Source organism: Clostridium sp. Marseille-QA1073 (assembly GCF_054863625.1).
Genome location: NZ_JBSVQM010000012.1, coordinates 100,612 through 118,722 on the forward strand (window position 1 = coordinate 100,612; position 18,111 = coordinate 118,722).

General features: G+C 28.1%; 20 protein-coding genes. 1 reads left to right on the plus strand and 19 read right to left on the minus strand.

What is annotated here, in order from left to right; all coding sequences use genetic code 11:
- Positions 1–187: 187 nt before the first annotated feature.
- The 14 genes from ACY1IQ_RS12335 to ACY1IQ_RS12400 form a co-directional block, all read right to left on the minus strand.
- Entirely contained in the window at positions 188–1,111 is a 924-nt protein-coding gene (locus ACY1IQ_RS12335; protein ID WP_461614208.1) for a transposase, read from the minus strand.
- Between the two features lie 253 nt (positions 1,112–1,364).
- Positions 1,365–2,243 (minus strand): hypothetical protein, encoded by an 879-nt coding sequence (locus tag ACY1IQ_RS12340; RefSeq protein WP_461614209.1) that lies wholly within the window; start codon positions 2,241–2,243, stop codon positions 1,365–1,367.
- A gap of 101 nt (positions 2,244–2,344) precedes the next feature.
- Complete coding sequence (locus ACY1IQ_RS12345) at positions 2,345–3,181, minus strand: hypothetical protein (protein WP_461614210.1); 837 nt, start codon at positions 3,179–3,181, stop codon at positions 2,345–2,347.
- Positions 3,182–3,322: 141 nt separating this feature from the next.
- Positions 3,323–4,153 (minus strand): ABC transporter permease, encoded by an 831-nt coding sequence (locus ACY1IQ_RS12350; protein WP_461614211.1) that lies wholly within the window; start codon positions 4,151–4,153, stop codon positions 3,323–3,325.
- Positions 4,154–4,167: 14 nt separating this feature from the next.
- Entirely contained in the window at positions 4,168–4,992 is an 825-nt protein-coding gene (locus tag ACY1IQ_RS12355; RefSeq protein WP_461614212.1) for an ABC transporter permease, read from the minus strand.
- Between the two features lie 8 nt (positions 4,993–5,000).
- The gene (locus ACY1IQ_RS12360; RefSeq protein ID WP_461614213.1) at positions 5,001–5,999 is read right to left on the minus strand and encodes an ABC transporter ATP-binding protein; all 999 of its coding nucleotides are present in this window, start codon (positions 5,997–5,999) and stop codon (positions 5,001–5,003) included.
- 140 nt (positions 6,000–6,139) lie between these two features.
- Positions 6,140–7,393: a nitrogenase component 1 gene (locus ACY1IQ_RS12365; protein ID WP_461614214.1), complete on the minus strand. Its 1,254-nt coding sequence runs from the start codon at positions 7,391–7,393 to the stop codon at positions 6,140–6,142.
- Positions 7,380–8,705, minus strand: coding sequence for a nitrogenase component 1 (locus tag ACY1IQ_RS12370; protein ID WP_461614215.1), 1,326 nt, complete (start codon positions 8,703–8,705; stop codon positions 7,380–7,382). The genes ACY1IQ_RS12365 and ACY1IQ_RS12370 overlap by 14 nt, the downstream gene beginning before the upstream one ends.
- On the minus strand, positions 8,692–8,976 hold the full coding sequence (locus tag ACY1IQ_RS12375; RefSeq protein WP_461614216.1) for a hypothetical protein: 285 nt from the start codon (positions 8,974–8,976) through the stop codon (positions 8,692–8,694). The genes ACY1IQ_RS12370 and ACY1IQ_RS12375 overlap by 14 nt, the downstream gene beginning before the upstream one ends.
- Positions 8,977–8,985: 9 nt before the next feature.
- Entirely contained in the window at positions 8,986–9,504 is a 519-nt protein-coding gene (locus ACY1IQ_RS12380) for an ABC transporter ATP-binding protein (protein ID WP_461614217.1), read from the minus strand.
- Positions 9,504–10,496 (minus strand): FecCD family ABC transporter permease, encoded by a 993-nt coding sequence (locus ACY1IQ_RS12385; protein ID WP_461614218.1) that lies wholly within the window; start codon positions 10,494–10,496, stop codon positions 9,504–9,506. The genes ACY1IQ_RS12380 and ACY1IQ_RS12385 overlap by 1 nt, the downstream gene beginning before the upstream one ends.
- Positions 10,497–10,505: 9 nt before the next feature.
- Positions 10,506–11,417 (minus strand): ABC transporter substrate-binding protein, encoded by a 912-nt coding sequence (locus tag ACY1IQ_RS12390; protein WP_461614219.1) that lies wholly within the window; start codon positions 11,415–11,417, stop codon positions 10,506–10,508.
- 4 nt (positions 11,418–11,421) lie between these two features.
- Entirely contained in the window at positions 11,422–12,168 is a 747-nt protein-coding gene (locus tag ACY1IQ_RS12395; protein WP_461614220.1) for a nucleotide-binding protein, read from the minus strand.
- A complete protein-coding gene (locus ACY1IQ_RS12400; RefSeq protein WP_461614221.1) occupies positions 12,168–12,689 on the minus strand; it encodes a flavodoxin family protein in 522 nt (173 codons plus the stop codon). Before ACY1IQ_RS12400 ends, ACY1IQ_RS12395 begins: the two co-directional genes overlap by 1 nt.
- Before the next feature lie 195 nt (positions 12,690–12,884).
- Here ACY1IQ_RS12400 and ACY1IQ_RS12405 point away from each other — a divergent pair, with 195 nt between their 5' ends.
- Positions 12,885–13,601, plus strand: a complete 717-nt coding sequence (locus ACY1IQ_RS12405; RefSeq protein WP_461614222.1) for an AraC family transcriptional regulator — start codon at positions 12,885–12,887, stop codon at positions 13,599–13,601.
- A 133-nt stretch (positions 13,602–13,734) separates the two neighbouring features.
- Here ACY1IQ_RS12405 and ACY1IQ_RS12410 read toward each other — a convergent pair whose 3' ends face one another.
- The 5 genes from ACY1IQ_RS12410 to ACY1IQ_RS12430 all read right to left on the minus strand — a co-directional run bounded on the left by ACY1IQ_RS12410 (position 13,735) and on the right by ACY1IQ_RS12430 (position 18,025).
- The gene (locus ACY1IQ_RS12410) at positions 13,735–14,109 is read right to left on the minus strand and encodes a MazG nucleotide pyrophosphohydrolase domain-containing protein (protein WP_461614223.1); all 375 of its coding nucleotides are present in this window, start codon (positions 14,107–14,109) and stop codon (positions 13,735–13,737) included.
- Positions 14,110–14,163: 54 nt separating this feature from the next.
- Positions 14,164–15,339, minus strand: a complete 1,176-nt coding sequence (locus tag ACY1IQ_RS12415) for a SpoIIE family protein phosphatase (RefSeq protein ID WP_461614224.1) — start codon at positions 15,337–15,339, stop codon at positions 14,164–14,166.
- Positions 15,336–17,048, minus strand: coding sequence for a [Fe-Fe] hydrogenase large subunit C-terminal domain-containing protein (locus ACY1IQ_RS12420; RefSeq protein WP_461614225.1), 1,713 nt, complete (start codon positions 17,046–17,048; stop codon positions 15,336–15,338). The genes ACY1IQ_RS12415 and ACY1IQ_RS12420 overlap by 4 nt, the downstream gene beginning before the upstream one ends.
- Entirely contained in the window at positions 17,048–17,293 is a 246-nt protein-coding gene (locus tag ACY1IQ_RS12425) for a (2Fe-2S) ferredoxin domain-containing protein (protein ID WP_461614226.1), read from the minus strand. The genes ACY1IQ_RS12420 and ACY1IQ_RS12425 overlap by 1 nt, the downstream gene beginning before the upstream one ends.
- Before the next feature lie 192 nt (positions 17,294–17,485).
- A complete protein-coding gene (locus ACY1IQ_RS12430) occupies positions 17,486–18,025 on the minus strand; it encodes a GrpB family protein (protein WP_461614227.1) in 540 nt (179 codons plus the stop codon).
- Positions 18,026–18,111: the final 86 nt, after the last annotated feature.

Consider the following 18,111-nt stretch of genomic DNA (forward strand, 5'->3'; position numbering starts at 1 on the left):
TATTAGCAATTGATATCAAAAAATAATGAACCGTCCCTACTTACAGAACTCTTTTTATATAAAAAGTTAATTGTTCTATTATATAGCAATCAAACTTTAACACAGATTTCTATAATTTTAATAGCTTGTCCATTAAAATTATAGAAATATTACCTTTTAAATCAAATTTTATTTTTTTATCACTGTCTTAGCATGCTATCACTTTGCTATTCATTTCTATAAATTTATCTAATAAATTTTTATGAAATTTATCTTTTAAAATTAATTCAATACCATCGCTACACAGTTTAGATATATTGGATTGCGTTACATTTCCTATTAAACTACATATATCCTTAGCTTTCTTACCTGCAAATTGTATTAAAAACACTACATAAAGTGCCTTTGCTTTTCGACTTTTTCTTCTATATTTTAGATTGAGTTCTATTTCTTTTGTATTAGTTTTCTTACATATAAAATTTCGTATTTGTTCATCACTTAAATTTCTAAGTAAAATTACTTTTTCACTCCTATATTCTGATTTTTCAACTTCAAATTCTATTTCTTTAATTTTTTCATTTGTTATCCTAAACATAGTTTTATAATAATTTTCTCTTGCTTTTTTCTTTGTTTTACCAAATAATCTCATAATAAAAGCTTCATCACATATTTGGAAATTATCTTTTTTAAATCCTAGGTATAGTGATAAACTAGAGAATTCATAAGTTTCCGGCTTATCTTTATACCCTATAATATCCACTGCATTTCTATGTATATATTTTGAAACTTCTATTAAATAAGCATCATTTTTTATAGGTTTACTTTTATATCTATCTCTAAACACAGGTCCTTCATGTTTTTTGCTTTTTCTAAGGTATCCTCCATATCTTAAATTAAATTTTTTCATAACTTTTCCTAATTCTCCACCATTAATATCAATTAGAAAATGTGTATGATTATCCATTAAACAATAGGCATATATTTTAAAATTTTCTTCTATCTGCAGTTTTCTTAAAATTTTTAGCATAACTTCTTTATCTTTATCGTTATAAAATAAAAGTTTCTTTGGAAAACTTCTCGTCATAACATGATATATTCCTGTATCGCATAATTCTCTTGCTTTTCTTGCCATGTAAAAATTCCTCCAATAATTATAATTTGTTATAATTATTGACAAATCTATGAAGCAATAAGCTAAATTTAATTAAATCAAAGGGACGGTTCACTATTTATTAGATCTTATGCTGACTAATCTAATAAATCTAATGAACCGTCCCTTTGTTATAGTTTAAAAATAAATAAAATAGTAGTAAATTTAAAGAAACTATTATATTTCCTTACACAATATATTTTCTCTGAATAAACATATCCGTAGTAGAGATATTTTATTTATAAATGTATTCATTTAACATATTCTGCATTTCTGGAATTTCTGAAATAATATCATTTATCAACCACTTGCCATCAATACGTACATAATCTTCATGATCAGCATAAAATACCCAATCCATAGCATTAGATGAAAAAATTTTTTCTCTATTTATCTTCTCATAAGGATTAAAAATAGAAGTATCTTCTCTGCTTATTTTTCCATAGGGATTAAAAATAGAAACATCTATTTCAAGATAAGCTTCCCTAGAAGTATCTATTTCATATAATTTTTTTATTCCATGACTTACAAATATATTTCTTAAAATCTGGGGTGGGACTTTTTTATCTATAAAAAAATAATCACCAAATAGTGAATCATTTTCAGCTTTACGAAATTTTCTACGAGCTTCTAATAAACAATTTTTTATTCTATTACCCTCTTCCATCCCTAAAACTCTTCTGTAAAATAAAGGCTCTGCATATTTTAGCCTTTTTTCATTTAAAGATATTATAAAATCCTTAAACTCTTTCTTTTCATCTTCTATAGCTCTATACATTATTTCTTCCTTTTCAAATGAATAAGAGTCCATACAGTATTTATCTACATCGATATGTGCATTTTCATAAGAATACATAATATACTTTTTTAATTCCTCTGTTGTTTTAAAATCTTCTAGTATAGTTTTTTCAATTTCCTTTAATATACTACTTAAAATTTTTTCTCTAGCCAATGCGTTATTTAATGCTTCAAGTTCATACTCAGCATACATCTTTGTTTTATAATCTCTATATTCAACTCTGTTAAATAAATAAAAATACTCTTTAAGCCAAAAAGAACTATGATACATACAGTATCTTCTACATTCATTATGTAAATTTCTTATAATATCCAATGCCTTAATTACCTCTCTTTAAAAATAATAAATATTATTATTTAGTATATAAATACCCATATTGCTACTGTTCTCCGTACAGCTAAATATTATAATACTTTTTATCTGTACACATAGTCATTTAACATATTGTGAGCCTTAGGAACCTCTGAAGTAATATCCTCTATTAACCAGTCACCACGAATGTATATAGATTCTTCATGATCGGCAAAAATTACCCAGTCCATATCACAGGATGACCAATATCTATCACTTTGACTTACATCATAAGGATCAAAGATAGAAACATCTATTTCATGATAGATGTTTCTACCTATATGCATCTCGTATAATTTTCTTATTCCACGATTAATAAATATCTTTCTTAAAATTTGAGGCGGTAATTCTTTATCTATATAAAGACAATTACCACATAATACATCTTTTTTACTGCAAGTAAGTTTTTTGTAAGTCTCAATTAAAGATTTTTTAATTGTCTTACCTTCTTCCTCAGAAAAAACTCTTCTATAAAATAAAGGTTTAACATTCTGCAAATTCTCTTCATCTAAAGACATTATAAAATTCTTGAATTTTTCTTTTTCGTCTTCTATAGCATTATACAATACTTTTTTCATTTCAACTTTATAAGGCCCAAATATATATTTTTTTTCATTAATCTTTGCATTTTTTGAAGTACATATAATATATTCTTTGAGCTCTTCTATTGTTTTAAAGTTTTCAGGTATTATCTTTTCAATTTCATTTAATATAGTTCTTAAAATCTCTTCTCTAAAAGATGCATTACTTGTTTCTTCAGCTTGATAAAGAATAAATTCTTTTGTTTTTCTATACCTATATATATTTTTTTCTCCTAATTCAGAACCTTGCCTATCCCAAAAAGCACTATTATATATACAATACCTTCTGGATTCATTATATAAATTTGTTATTATATTCAATGCTTTAACCACCTCTCTTAAAAACTCATAGGTCAACAAATTTTCTTTTGCTGACTACTAATTAAAGGGATAATTCATTATTTTTCAAATTATATCTTGATTAATCTAATAAATCTAATGAACCGTCCCTTTAATAGATAATTAATGTGTTCCTAATATTCCCTTAGTTCTACATCTTTTTTCTATAGTATTAAATACTAATGATCCTATTAAGCAAAATCCAAACATGGAACATAGTAATAGTAAAAATTCTTTAGATAGTGGCATTATTGAATTTTGCTCTAAAAGTATTGCTCTTGTACTATCATACATATAGGTTAATGGTATCATTGAAGATATAAACAATGCCCATTTTGGAAGCACTTTTAGTGGAAAATATCCTCCTGAAAATCCTATAACTAAGTTATTTCCTATATCAATAATTGTATTTGCTTCTTTTAACAATAGTACTGCGGAAGAGATTGCTAAGCCTAGTCCAAGTAATCCTATAACTCCAGGAGTGATAAATAATAATGCTTTTAATATATTAGCATTTACAGTAAATCCAAATACAAAGTAGCAAGATATTCCTGTTAATATAATTTCAAAAGTTGCTACACAAAATTGAAAAGCACTTTTACTTATTAACAGTCCTATTCTACTTACAGGTGCACTCCAATTTGATTCTAAAACTCCTTGAGTCATTTCCTCTTTTAGCGCAAAGCCCATACTCCACGATACCGTCCAAACATAAGTAGATACCATAAATCCTAAAATTACAAATCCCATATAATCAGAGTTTCCCGCATATTTTTCAAAACCTGGAAACTTTCCATTTAGGCTAAAACACTTACTCATAAAATAAATTGGCGCAAGCCATATAATAGGATCAATTAAAGTCATAAAAAAATTTATAGGGTATCTAAAATATATCTTCATTTGCATTATAAATACTGCTCTAAAAATATTTAGCCCTCTTTTTATTTTCTCCATATAACCCTCTCCCCCTAAAATCTTTCTAAAGAACCTACTTCTCTTACTTTTCTTTCAGTAAACCCAAAGGCTATTCTACCTAATATCAATATTATTACACCTTGAATTAAACAAATCATAATACTTTTACTTGCAGTAACTAAATTTCCCCCAGTAACCATAACTGTTCTGGCTGCTTCTATACCATGAGTAAAAGGTAGTAGTTTAGATAAAAACTGCAAAGAATTTGGCATTACAGTTATAGGAAAGCTTATTCCACAAAGTATCATTACCGCTCCTCTTATTACATTTATTGTAGCATTGGCTTGTTTAAGCCATAATATTAAACTTGCAAATAGCATTCCTATTCCAAAAGTAGCTGGCATAATTATTAGAAAAAGCACTACCCATTCTAAAACATTACCAGTAAAAGTAATACCATAAATCAATTTATACTCTAGTACAGAAATTATTGCTTGAAAAATAAGCATTAGCATAGAAATTAGTCCTCCGCCAATTAAAATGTCAAATCGGTTTATAGGACAAAGCCATGTAGACTCTAAAGTTCCTTTATTTTGTTCATTTCTTAAATAGTTTCCAAAACTCCACATAATCATATTAACTGCCATCCATACCATAGTACCTATAACTATATAACTAACTACATTATCTGCACCTGTGGCACTTTCAAAAATAGCCATACTTTCACTGTCATTACCTCCCATACCTACTGCCGACAATATATACATCAGTGGCATGATTAATGGCCATATTATCAGATTTATATACCAAGTAGAATATCTTAAAGTTTGTCGAAGATCTTTCTTAAATATTGCAAAAATAACTCTTAATCTATTCATGCTATCACCTACTCTCTAAGACTTTTGCCAGTTAAATGAATAAATACATCTTCAAGAGACGGTTCTAGTACATTAATATTAATAACCTTAAGATCATTATTAGATATACATTCTAAAAGGTTTTGCATTATTCCATTATCACTATGATGTTGAATAGTAATTTCATAGATTCTTTTATCTTCTATATAAGTAGAAATAACTTTATCTACCTCTTCTATATTTCTTGCACATTCTAAGAACTCTTCACTACAACTATTCAACTCTACTTTTATAGATTTAGTATCATTTAGTCTGCTCTTTAAATTATCTGGAGTATCTAAAGCAATAATTTTTCCCCCATCCATTATTGCAATTCTATCACTTAAAAAATCGGCTTCCTCCATATAGTGAGTAGTTAAAAGCACAGTTCTTCCTTCATTTTTTATATCTAAGATAATTTCTCTTAGATTTAATGCTGATTGTGGATCTAATCCTAAAGTAGGTTCATCTAATAAGACTATAGGAGCATTAGGCATTAATGCTTTTCCAAGGGCAACCTTTTGCTTCATTCCTGTAGAATACTTTTCTACTAGTTCATCAGCTTTATCAACTAATCCTAGCTTTTTTAATATTTCATCTGCTCTTTTAGCTGCTTCTTTTTTATTTAATCCATAAAGAGCTCCAAAGTATTCTAAATTTTCTCTAGCAGTAAGTTTCCAGTATATACTTCTATCTCCTGCTAATACTGTTCCCAAATTTCTTAATGCTTCAATAGAGTTCTTATCCACATCTAAACCTTTAATTTTTATTTGTCCACTAGTAGGTCTTAATAAGCCTGTTATCATTTTTATTACAGTAGTTTTCCCTGCACCATTAGGTCCTAATAATCCAAAAACTTCACCCTTATTAATTTCAAAGCTGACCCCATCAACAGCCTTAAACTCTTTTTTTTCAACAACTCTAAAAAATTTCTTCTTTTTGCTATAAAAATATTTTTTAACATTGTCAACTTTCACAATTGCTTCCATAAAATATAAAGCCTCCTTATTCCCTTTTTATGTAATATAAAAGTATTTTAATTGTAACATAACATTGTTACGCTGTAAATAATAAAAAAAGAATTTAGTGAATAATATAAAAATTTTTTCACTAAACTCTATAAACAAAACTAATAACTATTTTTGATTTTTTCTAGTTCAAATAAACATTGTATTATATAAAGAGCGCCATTGAACCCTACAAAAGGAGTATATGGATAAATACTATGTTTTAGAAGATTAGGGTTTGATATTTGAAATTGAAGCTTACTTTTATGATTTAATTTTAAAGTAGCTCCATCAGCTAACAGTAAATAAATTGAAGAAGTATTTAAGTAAGTTTCTATTTCTTCTTCAATTAAATTAAACTCAATTACATCTTTCCATTTTTCAAGTATAAAATCTTTGACATTTTTACATAAATTATGTTTTACTATAAGTTTTTTTACCTTTAATCCTAGCTCCTCCATAAAAGAAGCCAATCCTATAATTACATCGTAATCCCCTACTAGTACCACAGATTTGTTTTCAATTTCCCTAATCATAAATTTATAACTAATTAAATTTTTCCTTATCTGTGATATTTTCTTGTTTAAATATTCTTCATTTACCTTTATTCCTAAAGCTTCTTCTACTCCTCTTATCCAAGCGACAGTCCCTTCTAATCCATAAGGTCTTCCATAATAATAAGATATATTATGCTCTTTTTCTAAAGCTTTCGCTGCTTTTATTCCCTCACCTCTAAGTACTAAATTTAGCTGACCTTCTGAAGAATTTTCTATTTCTTCAACAGACGTATAAGCTGCAAAAACTGTATTTATTTCAGCATTAAAGCTCTCCTTCATTATAGATTTAATTTCTTCAGCATCAGATAAGAAGTTAAACATGTCCACGTTATTACCTATAATATTATAGGTATTTATTTTTTTTTTTTCTGTTTCTTTTACTATTTCCTTGCATAGCATATAAAGTGTTTTCTCTATCCCTAATGTATGGTCTCCGTTATATCCCCCCGTAGTTATAGGAATTAATTTAGCTTGTATCTTGGGTTGCATTTCATAACATATACTTTCTATATCTGTCCCTATGATTGCTGATATAGAGGATGCCATTATAAACATAACCTTAGGATTATAATTTTCATCTACTTCCATTATTGCTTTTTCTAATCTTTCATGAGTTCCAAAAGAAATATCTGTCTCATTTATATGAGTAGTATATATATTTGCCCTATGCTCTCCATTAAGCTGCATCATTCCCTCTATTGCGAAATGAGTTGTACCCGCTGGACCAAATTCAATAACATAAGCATCTTTTATTGAACTTAAAGTCCAAATAGTTCCCATTCTATCAGAAGGCATCGGAAAAAACCTATAAAACTCCATGTTTCATACCTCCTTTTGAAGTCATAGCAATCATTTTCTTTTTCATATCATCTTGTTGTTTATAGCATAATAATATTTTCTTTATAGCATCTATAGGTATTTCATACCCTAGCTTCTTAGTTACTTCATCTAAGGTAACTTGTACAATATTTCTTTTCGCTAAATTCATAGGGTTTTCATGTCCCAAATAAAAATTAGGTTTTAACTCGTCATATACATATTGCATAGGTGCAATATTAGCTATTTTGCTTATATATGGATTAAATTTATATTTTTTAATTTCCTCTATGTAAATGGCATCATTTTCATATAATTCTCTAACTTGAATAAGTATTGGCTTCAATCCTAGGTCACATAAAAAACTTGAAACTTCAAGAGCCATCATAGGAGTATTTCCATATATAAAAGTCTTTCCTTTTAAAACTTCTCTTGCTTCTTCTATAAGAGAAATTAATTCTTTTTCCTTATCTCTAAGTTTATCCAATAGATTTACAGATAAAATTTCTTCAATTTTTTTATAACGATTTTTAATTCTTTCTAAGGATAAATGTTTATCAAAATATGCATAAGGTGTTCCAAATTTATTTTCCATTTTTTTAGCCATAGGTAAAGCTACAAAATCTGTCACTATATTTAATTTGGCCTTAGGCGCAGTTTTTAACTGTTCAATTGTACATTTTGATGGAATAACAGAATTTATATTAATACCTTCTGATATTAATAATTTCATGAGCTCTGTATTTTCAACTCCATGTTGTCTATGTCCTAAAATATTTACACTATTTTCTTCTACTTTACATTTTTCCATAAGTACTGTAAGCTCTTCTAGTGCTCTTTCCATTCCAGGTATATGGCTATTGCATTTAAAGTGTTCAGTAGACACTACTAAAATCTTTGCATTAACCTCATTCTCAACAGACTTTCCTAATGCCTTAAAATCCTCACCTATAAGTTCTAAAACACAAGTACTTACAATCATTATAGCTTTAGGCTTAAACTTTTTATCTATTTCAGTAATCACATCTTTTATTTTTCTTTCGCAGCCAAAAGTAATATCATGCTTATTAGTAACTACAGAATAAAAATTATCCTTTCCCTTTTGTCTTTCATAGACAAAGTCCTTAGCATAATAAGTACATTCTTGTGTCCCTGCTACTAAAACTACTAGATCTTCTATAAATGAAGCTATCATTGCCACTCCAAATAATGGACAATGAGTTCCAGGAAATATAGCATAAGATAAAGATTTTATATCTTCATTTTCATTTACCTCATTTAATTTTGCCAGTTTATCTAAATTAAAATTTTTCATGGTTACACCTCTTTTCACAGCTCTTACATACCCCAATAGGATGTATCATAAACTCTCCATTTAAGATATCTTTTCTTATACAGGTTTCTACATTATAAACCTCTTTTATTAGTTCTTCTGTTAAAATCTTATGAGGATTACCTTCTGCAACTAAATTTCCATCTTTAATAACCACAATCTTATGGCTATATTTAGCTGCTTGACTTAAATCATGTAATACCATTATCACTGTAAGATTTAAGCTTTTATTAAGTTCCCTAACAAGTTCCATTACTTCTAATTAATGGCATATATCGAGATATGTAGTAGGTTCATCTAATAACAAAATTTTAGGCTTTTGCGCTAGAGCCATGGCAATCCATACTCTTTGTCTCTCTCCTCCTGAAAGTTCTATTACCTTTTTATTTTCATAACCTTGAAGAGAAGTATGGCTAATTGCCCAATTTATTATTTTTTCATCCTCACTATTTCTTCTTTCAAGCCACTTTTTATGAGGCATTCTTCCATAATAAATTAATTCTTTTACTACCAAGTCTTCAGGACTTTTATTATGTTGAGATAATGTAGACATTTTTTGAGCTACTTTTTTTATATTCATTAAATTCATATCTTCTTTTTCAAGATAAACTACTCCACTTTTCTTTTTAAGAAATCTTGATATAGCCTTAAGCAAAGTAGACTTTCCTGAACCATTAGGTCCAATTATTGATACCATTTGTCCTTCCTCTACACTGAAGGAAAAGTCTTCTATAACAATTTTATTTTCATAAGCTATACATAAGTTCTTAGTTTCTATCATTAAGCCTGTCCCCTCCTTAACAAGTATAGGAAAAATGGGCCTCCTATAACTGCCATAATAACACCTACTGGAAGTTCTATAGGATTAACTACTGTTCTTGCAAAAGTATCTCCTAAAAGTAATAAACTGCTTCCTAAAGTTACGCTTAATGGCAATAGATATTTATAATCTGAACCAATTAAAAGTCTAGCTATATGAGGTACTATAAGACCTACAAAACCTATGATCCCCACAATAGCTGTTGATATTCCGGCTAAAAATACAGCTACTAATGAGATAATAATTCTATATTTATTTATATCTACTCCTAAGTTCGTAGACATTTCATCTCCTAATTGAAGAATATTAGCTTTCCTTATACAAAGCATTGCAAAAAATAATCCTACGGCACTATATATAGCTAATACTCTTACATCTCCCCATGTCTTACCACTTATACTTCCATTTACCCATAACAATACTCCTTGAATTTTATCACTATTTAAAGTTGACAATAAAGATGTTCCTCCACCTAATATGGCATTAACCGCTACCCCTGCTAATATAATTCTCATAGGCTTAATTCCATTTTTCCAAGCTAACCCATATACTAATCCACATGCTAATGCACCACCTAAAAATGATACAAAGGGTACTAAATAACTATATTGCGGGAAAAGTAGCATAATTATTATCGCCATTAAGCTTGCTCCAGAAGAAACCCCAGTTAAACCAGGGTCTGCTAATGGATTTTGCATTACTGCTTGTAAAAGCGCACCTGCTATAGATAAATTTGCTCCTACTATAGCTGCAATTAAAATTCTAGGTAATCTTATATTCATGAGGACATTTTTATCTGAAGTCATCTTACTGTTAAATAAAATTCTAAATATATCTGAAAAATTATAATCAACACTTCCCATCCTAATTGAAAGTATCCCTATAAATATTAAAAGTAAAAATGAAATTACTATGGCAAGATGTTTTTTCTCTTTAAAAAACTCTACCTTCATAAAACTCTCCTACTTATATAATATTTCTGACATCTTTTCTAAAGCTTCAACAGCTTTTATATTAGCTGAAACTCCAAAGTAGTTAGGATCTAAATCATAAACTTTATTATTTTTTACTGCATCTAAATTAACCCATAACCCTTTTGAAAATTCCTTTTCAAAAGCTTCTTTACTAGCTTCTGGTTCCATATGAGTTAATCTTAAAATTATATCTGGATTTAAGTTTGCCACTGCTTCTAAACTAAATGGCACATAAGGAGTAGATTTATCTTTAGATAATTCATCAGTAACATTTTTTCCGCCTAGTTTCTCTACTAAACTTCCTGCATAAGAATGCTTTGTTGCTAGCATAAAGCTTTCTGTAGTTCCAAATATAACTAATACTTTAGGTGCTTCTTTTCCTTTAACTGAATCTAGAATTCTCTCTTCTTCTTTCTTCATTTTTGAAACTAAATCCTTAGTTTTTTCTTCCTTTTCAAAATATTTTCCTAAGTCTTCTATGTTTTTAATAACATCCTCATAGGAATTATTGTTTAGAAATAATGTATTTATATTTTTCTCCTTAAACAATTCTTCTATATTTCCTTTTAAATTTCCATCAGATATATAAAGATCAGGATTTAGTGATACTACTTTTTCTAAATCTGGTTTCATAGGTGAACCTATCTCAGGTAAATCTTTAAATCTCTCAGGAAGCTCTTTCTTAGTTGAAAGTACTCCTACTGCATCTACATCAATTAAATCTAATAATTCTGCAGACATAGTTGTACCTGCTATTACTTTTTTATCTGTAACTTCCTTTTTTTGCTCTACCGCTGTTTCACTTTTATTTTCCTCTTTTGTTGTAGCATTACTTCTGCATCCTACAAGTAATGTTGTTGCACATAATGATAATGCCATTATTTCTTTTATTTTTTTCATATTTTTACTCCTCCATTATTTTTTTAGCTAAATTCCTATATATTTCACTCATATCAGAATCAGGAAAAGCCTCTATTACAGTTCTTCCCGTATTCTCTGCTTCTTGTATAAGAGAATTTCTAGGTACATAATGAAAAACATTAGTATCAATTTCTTCGCAGAGTTTGTCCACTAACTCTTCTTCCTTCTCTACATTTTTAGCATTTAATATTAATCCTTTAAGCTTTGCATATCCTCTGGATTTAAACTGCATAACCGCACGAGATATATTAGAAGCAGCATACATAGACATCATTTCTCCTGAAGTAACAATATACACTTCTTTGGCATATTGATTTCTAATAGGCATAGCAAATCCACCACAAACTACATCGCCTAATACATCATAGATAACAATATCTGGCTTATAAGTTTCAAAAGCTTCTAATTCCTCAAGCTTTTCAAAAGCAGTTATAATTCCTCTTCCTGCACATCCTATACCAGGTGTAGGACCCCCAGCTTCCACGCATAAAACTCCATTGTATCCTTCAAAAACTATATCCTCAAGCTCAATATCTTCACCGTTATCTTTTAAAACATTTAGCACAGTAGGTATAAATTTACCTTTCATAAGATTTTTAGTTGAATCTGCTTTAGGATCACATCCTATTTGCATTACTTTATATCCAAGCTTTGATAGTGCTGCGGATAAATTAGATACAGTAGTAGATTTTCCTATACCACCTTTACCATATACAGCAATTTTTTTCATTAGTATTCCCCCTTACTATATTTATCTAAAGCAGCTTTTATAAAATCTCTTGCTGCTTTAAAATCTTCTTCATTTGGATGTTTTAAAGCTTCTTCATGTCTTTTTAATCTTTCTTCTGTCATTGCATGTGGTCCATTTGCTCCCATCTTCTTAAACATCTCTGTTATTTTAGGATCAATTTTTCCCTGACAAAGAAAATTTCCTAAAACAATATTATTTTTTTCTAAAATTTCACTAACATTATTTTTAGTTATACTCCCATGCTCAGAATTAGGATTAGCTCCTAGTGTACCAAAAGTAGCTATAATCTTACCTTCTAAGTTATTCATAAATTCTAGCATCTCTTTATTAGGTTTAGCTCTATCTACCCAATAACCTAAAACTAAAAACTTTTCTTCTATTTCATGATTTAATTCTTTCAAATCATATATTTTTGTATCTTTTGGCATCTCCTTTAATATTTCATAAGCCACCTTTTTTGTATTTCCTGTTAATGATGAAAATATTACAGCAGTTTTCATTTGAAACATCTCCTTAAATGATAATTTATATCAATTAAATTCATATCTAGATATTACTCTATATATTTTAAAGTTTTTTCTAATATATTTTTATTTTTTACATTTTATTTTGGAGTTTTTAAATTTCTCTGCTATAATAAACATATAATTTTATTAATTAATAATGATTATCATTTTTAAAAAGGAGTATTTATTATGATTACTAATATATATTTTCCTAAACAAAATATTGATGAATTTTATAGACATTATGAGTTTGAGATTATTTTAATAGATAAGATATTAAATGGTGAGGTAATTGAAGCATTAAAAACATATGAAGATTTTGTTTATAATAAATGTTTCTATGATTTATCAGAAAAATGTGAAGTTCGCTCTATTAAAAATCATATGATTTCTCTCTCTGTACTTCTTTGTCATAATATAATAAAAAAAGGTATTTCACCTTATAGTGCAAAAGCTAAAAATCAAGCCTTCATTAAGCTTATTGAAAATAGTAAATCTACTAAAGAAATTTTCGAATTGGGAAGATCTATGATTAAAGGTTATAGCATGCAAATTAATACTAATTTAATTGAGGTAAATAATATTTATATTACAAAAGCACTTAATTATATTCATAATAATCTTGGTGAGCCTTTAACCTTAGAAAAAGTTGCAGATCACGTACATTTAAGTAAATGCTATTTTTGTACACAATTTAAAAAAGAAACACAAATGTGTTTCACAAACTACATAACTCATGCTCGTATAGAAAAAAGTAAGTTCTTACTTTCCCACTCAGATAAATCTATTTTAGATATTGCTATATTATTAGGATTTAACAATCAAAATTATTTTACTACTAAATTTAAAGATTTTACTGGACTTACTCCTAAAGAATTTAGAACTAAAAAAATTAAATATCTATAAAAAATATACTCTTTATCTACAATAATTAAATAAGATGTCTTTTAGTGGACACTTTTCAAAAAATCAAATTTAATTCCTACTTATTTCGAAAAGTGTCCAAAAACTTTTTCTATCATTTCATTATGTGTTATCATCACTTATTTGTAATAAAGTCTTTATATTGTTTTTCATAATTTCTATCCATATTACTAATATATTTATTTAAATATATTTTAGAGAATTCTTCACTGGTGACATTAAATCTATTAAGTACATCTATATAATACATTAAAACATCCCCCATCTCTTCAATAAATCTTTCTCTAACTTCATTATTATCCATAATTTCATTTTCACCTTTTTTCTTTATTATGGATATAACTTCCCCTATTTCTTCTATCATGTATAATATAAAACTCTTACCATATTTAGGTTCCATAGGGGACCAATTATCCTTATTCTTCTCCCATAAAGTTTTTGAAAACTTAAGCATTTCGGAAATTCTTAAATCCTCTATATCTCTGTCCATTTTAAATCTCCTTCTTATATCTTATTTTTACTTATAAATAATCTAATTAAGTTTTTATATATAACTTATCTCTACATATTTTCCTAATTCCTTTAAATATTTTTCTAATTCTTTAACTACCTTTATTTTTAAGTTGAAATCTGAAGGAAATAGTGGATTTTGATGAGCAGGATTTATAGCTTGGCCTACCCAAATGTGAATATGAGTTCCTTCTTCTATAAGCATTTTAGAAAGTTTTGATGCTCCATCATCTCCTTCAATAGGCGAAGTTATTACTTTATTTTTCTTTTGACTTATATATTCATCTATTATTTCAGCAGTTTTATTTAGTGTTAATAGTCCTTCAGTAACTAAGTCCATTCCTTTCATATATCCCATTGGAGGGACTTCCTTGCTAAAACTTTCCAAGTCTATATCTATTTTTCTCTTTAATTCTCTAGCTACTATATTTGCAGTAGTACCACCACAAATAACTTTTTTACCTTTGCTTTCTAAAAGTTTTTTAATCATATACTTATCATCTTCTATATTTTTAGGCGGCCCTGTAAATATATCTATATACTCTTCTGGTTTTAGTTTTATAGTTACTACAGTTGTATCATCCCCTGGCTTATTATCATAAAGGTTATTACATACTTCTATAAGATGTCTTGCAATATTTTCAACATATCTTTCTTTTACTATTATACTTTCTAAGAAAGCATTTATATCCTCCCATTGCCATCCTAGATTTAATAATTGTCCTACTCCCGCATGAATTGCTCCATCACTTACTAATGTCAATACATCATGCTCTCCCATATAAAATCTACTTTCATATATTCTCTTTTCATTAATCTTTTTTTCTTCTTTATAAACTTCACAAGACCTACCATAGCGAAAGAAAAATATTGGTGGATTATCATATTCAACCATATAAACCTCACCCTCATTAGTGATTTGTATTATTGTAAAAGTTGAATATGCTAATTTCCTAATTTGACATTCTGGAAGAGTATTTACAATAGTCTCAATGGTATCCTCAATACTTGCACCTTCTTTGAGCATTGTTATAGCAATTTTAGAAGTTAAAGTTGCTAATATATTTGCTTTCACCCCACTACCTAATCCATCTGCCATAACAATAATCATTCCATTTTTTGTTTTAGTTATCTCTACATTATCTCCACAAAGTTCTTCACCATATTTATTCATACTAAAATTAGCTACATCAATAAAATATTTAATCATACTTCTTTTTCCTCTTTCAATACCTTCTTAAGCTTCATTAATGCAACCTTTGTTTCTGCTGTAGTTTCCCCTAAAAGACTTGCTATTTCTTGAGCTACTCTCATTTGCTTATCAATTATAGTTTGAGTAACATCTAGGGTGTTTTCTTTTATTTTAGTAATTTCAAGTTTTCTATTCTCTTCTTCTGTAATATCTGTAAAAATAACTAGAAGCGCAGACTGTTTTTCCATATATATAATACTTCTATAAGCATAGTAATCATATTCTGAGTAACTTACCTTTTGTTTAGGTATGCTCTTTTTATTTTCAATTACTTTTTTAAAAGTAGTATCATCCATAATAGTAGAAATAGATACCCCATTTAAATCCTTATTTTCTACTTTAAAAATTTTTTTTGCTATAGGATTTATTTCAACAATATTTAAAGAATTATTTAGTAATAAAATAGCATTAGGTGAATTTTGAAAAATTTCATTGCTCATTCTTTCAGCAATAGATCTCATATAAGGAAGACACATATCTATTTGAGACATATTTTGTGATACTGCTATAGCTTTTTTATAACAACTATCATAACCACAGGCGCCACAGTTTAGTTCATCCTCCTTTTCATATTTACCCATCTTATGCAAGATCTCTTTTATTTCTTCTTCTGTGGGCATATAGCTCCTTATACTTCTATCTTTAAAAGTACGACTTAAGTCCACTAAAGGGACTTTATAATTAATTTCCTTTATAGTTTCCTTTTCTCTTCTCCTTATATATTTATGCAAATTTTGTATTCTCTTAAAAGATGTTCCTCCTTGAGCTGTACCCCCTGGACCGCCTAAACAACTTTCATTACAAATACTTAGTTCAACACAAACATTCTTTAAATCATTGTTCTTTAATGCTTCTAACAAAGATTTACAATTTTCTGTGCCATCAACTTTTATTAAATCTATATTTTTTGATAAAGCTGTAGATTTTATAGCACTTAATATTCCTCCCGATAATGGATAGGAGCTTCCTCTTCTTGAACCATAATTATCTACATTACTTTCTTCTAAATTATCAATATTAATATTTTCTTCACCTATCCATTGAATTAGCTCATCAAAGGTTAATACTGCATCAACAATTCCTTTATTCTCTTCCAATAATGCTTCATATTTTTTAGATATACAAGGTCCTACAAACACTACAAAACTATCAGAATGCCTTGCTTTTATAGTTTTCCCATGAGCAATCATAGGAGAAACCACAGGAAGTATATCAGATATTAACTCAGGATAATATTGTTCTATTAGCATGATTACTGAGGGACAACAACTTGTTAAAAATTCTTTTTTATCACTTTCTCTAATAATTTTTTCATAACTTTGAGAAACCAATTCTGCACCTATAGAAACTTCTTCTACAATTTGAAATCCTAGTTTCTTCAACGCAGTAACAATTTTAGGTGAATTTTCAAAAAATCCACGAAAAGCCGGTGCAATTTGTGCAATAACTTTATCATTATTTTTAATTGCTGATTTTATATGTTCTAAATCAGAAAGTACATTTCTAGCATTTTGAGGGCAAACTACAAAACAATGACCACAAGCTATACAACGTTCCTCTATGATCTTAGCTTGATGGTTTTTAACCTCTATAGCTTTTACAGAACAAGTTCTCACACATTTGTAACAATTTTTGCAGTTAGCCGGCGAAAAATTCATTACCTGCATTACATCACCTTCTTCACAATCTCTAAGTTAAAAAACTCTTCAACAAAATTAGGCTCTACTGTATAGATATCTGAATCATCAATCATTACTGATACTGCTTTAGTACAATGTCCCAAGCAAAATGCTGCTTTTAATTCCATCTTATCTTTTAAATTATTTTCTTCAATTAATCTTTGCAGTTCCTTTATAATTTTGTGAGATCCTTTCAGATAACAAGCACTTCCCACACATACCTTTACAACCATACAATTGCCCCCTATAAATTTTATATTTTAAGTATAGAATTTTGTTAATATTGTGTCAATTTAATTTAGAAAAATTCTAACCTATAATTCACCCTATGTTATTCTTGGTTTTTATCATAGTTATATTAAAATTATATAGTTAAAGGAGGAACCTCTTTCCTCCTTTTAATTAAGTAATATTATTAATAAATACTAATTTTCATCCTCTAAAAATTCTTCTTTAGCTTTTTTCAATATCATATTAATAAACTTGTCCTTTTCATTAGTATATGAGTATCTATCCTCACTAAATTTTATAGCTAAGTTTCTTTTTAGTTCTGAATACTGATGAATATATTCCCTATGTGAACGAAGGTAATCTCTAAAATATATATGATTTTTCCATATAGGTCCATTTAAAGTCTCTATATGTAAATAATGAGTTCTTAAATCTTCACTCCCCTTAGCAAACATAAGTCTTCCTTCCACTCCTGCATTACTTCTATACTGATACCCTATATTTTCTAATAAATCTTTAAAACATTCTACTTTATCCAGTGATTCAACAGCTACTGCTATGTCAATAATAGGCTTAGCATCAAGCCCTTCTATTGATGTACTACCTACATGTTGAATATCTAAAACATATTTTCCTATTACTGAGTACAGTAATTTTTCTTCCTTATTATATTCTTCTTTCCATTCATAGGTATATGGAGCTAATTTCACAACTCCTCTTTTTAATCCAATCATTTCTCAACACCCCAAATATTTATTTTAAAATTTTTCACTTATTTAATAATATATTTTATACAGCACTCTCAATATAAAAGATTTCT

Bases quoted from the DNA above. Each gene is read 5' to 3' on its own strand.
- ACY1IQ_RS12425 (WP_461614226.1), bottom strand. From the start codon at position 17,293: ATGGTTGTAAAGGTATGTGTGGGAAGTGCTTGTTATCTGAAAGGATCT.
- ACY1IQ_RS12355 (WP_461614212.1), bottom strand. From the start codon at position 4,992: ATGAATAGATTAAGAGTTATTTTTGCAATATTTAAGAAAGATCTTCGA.
- ACY1IQ_RS12335 (WP_461614208.1), bottom strand. From the start codon at position 1,111: ATGGCAAGAAAAGCAAGAGAATTATGCGATACAGGAATATATCATGTT.
- ACY1IQ_RS12360 (WP_461614213.1), bottom strand. From the start codon at position 5,999: ATGGAAGCAATTGTGAAAGTTGACAATGTTAAAAAATATTTTTATAGC.
- ACY1IQ_RS12390 (WP_461614219.1), bottom strand. From the start codon at position 11,417: ATGAAAAAAATAAAAGAAATAATGGCATTATCATTATGTGCAACAACA.
- ACY1IQ_RS12370 (WP_461614215.1), bottom strand. From the start codon at position 8,705: ATGAAAAATTTTAATTTAGATAAACTGGCAAAATTAAATGAGGTAAAT.
- ACY1IQ_RS12415 (WP_461614224.1), bottom strand. From the start codon at position 15,339: ATGATTAAATATTTTATTGATGTAGCTAATTTTAGTATGAATAAATAT.
- ACY1IQ_RS12380 (WP_461614217.1), bottom strand. From the start codon at position 9,504: ATGATAGAAACTAAGAACTTATGTATAGCTTATGAAAATAAAATTGTT.
- ACY1IQ_RS12405 (WP_461614222.1), top strand. From the start codon at position 12,885: ATGATTACTAATATATATTTTCCTAAACAAAATATTGATGAATTTTAT.
- ACY1IQ_RS12400 (WP_461614221.1), bottom strand. From the start codon at position 12,689: ATGAAAACTGCTGTAATATTTTCATCATTAACAGGAAATACAAAAAAG.
- ACY1IQ_RS12430 (WP_461614227.1), bottom strand. From the start codon at position 18,025: ATGATTGGATTAAAAAGAGGAGTTGTGAAATTAGCTCCATATACCTAT.
- ACY1IQ_RS12385 (WP_461614218.1), bottom strand. From the start codon at position 10,496: ATGAAGGTAGAGTTTTTTAAAGAGAAAAAACATCTTGCCATAGTAATT.
- ACY1IQ_RS12395 (WP_461614220.1), bottom strand. From the start codon at position 12,168: ATGAAAAAAATTGCTGTATATGGTAAAGGTGGTATAGGAAAATCTACT.
- ACY1IQ_RS12410 (WP_461614223.1), bottom strand. From the start codon at position 14,109: ATGGACAGAGATATAGAGGATTTAAGAATTTCCGAAATGCTTAAGTTT.
- ACY1IQ_RS12350 (WP_461614211.1), bottom strand. From the start codon at position 4,153: ATGGAGAAAATAAAAAGAGGGCTAAATATTTTTAGAGCAGTATTTATA.
- ACY1IQ_RS12365 (WP_461614214.1), bottom strand. From the start codon at position 7,393: ATGGAGTTTTATAGGTTTTTTCCGATGCCTTCTGATAGAATGGGAACT.
- ACY1IQ_RS12420 (WP_461614225.1), bottom strand. From the start codon at position 17,048: ATGCAGGTAATGAATTTTTCGCCGGCTAACTGCAAAAATTGTTACAAA.
- ACY1IQ_RS12375 (WP_461614216.1), bottom strand. From the start codon at position 8,976: ATGGAACTTGTTAGGGAACTTAATAAAAGCTTAAATCTTACAGTGATA.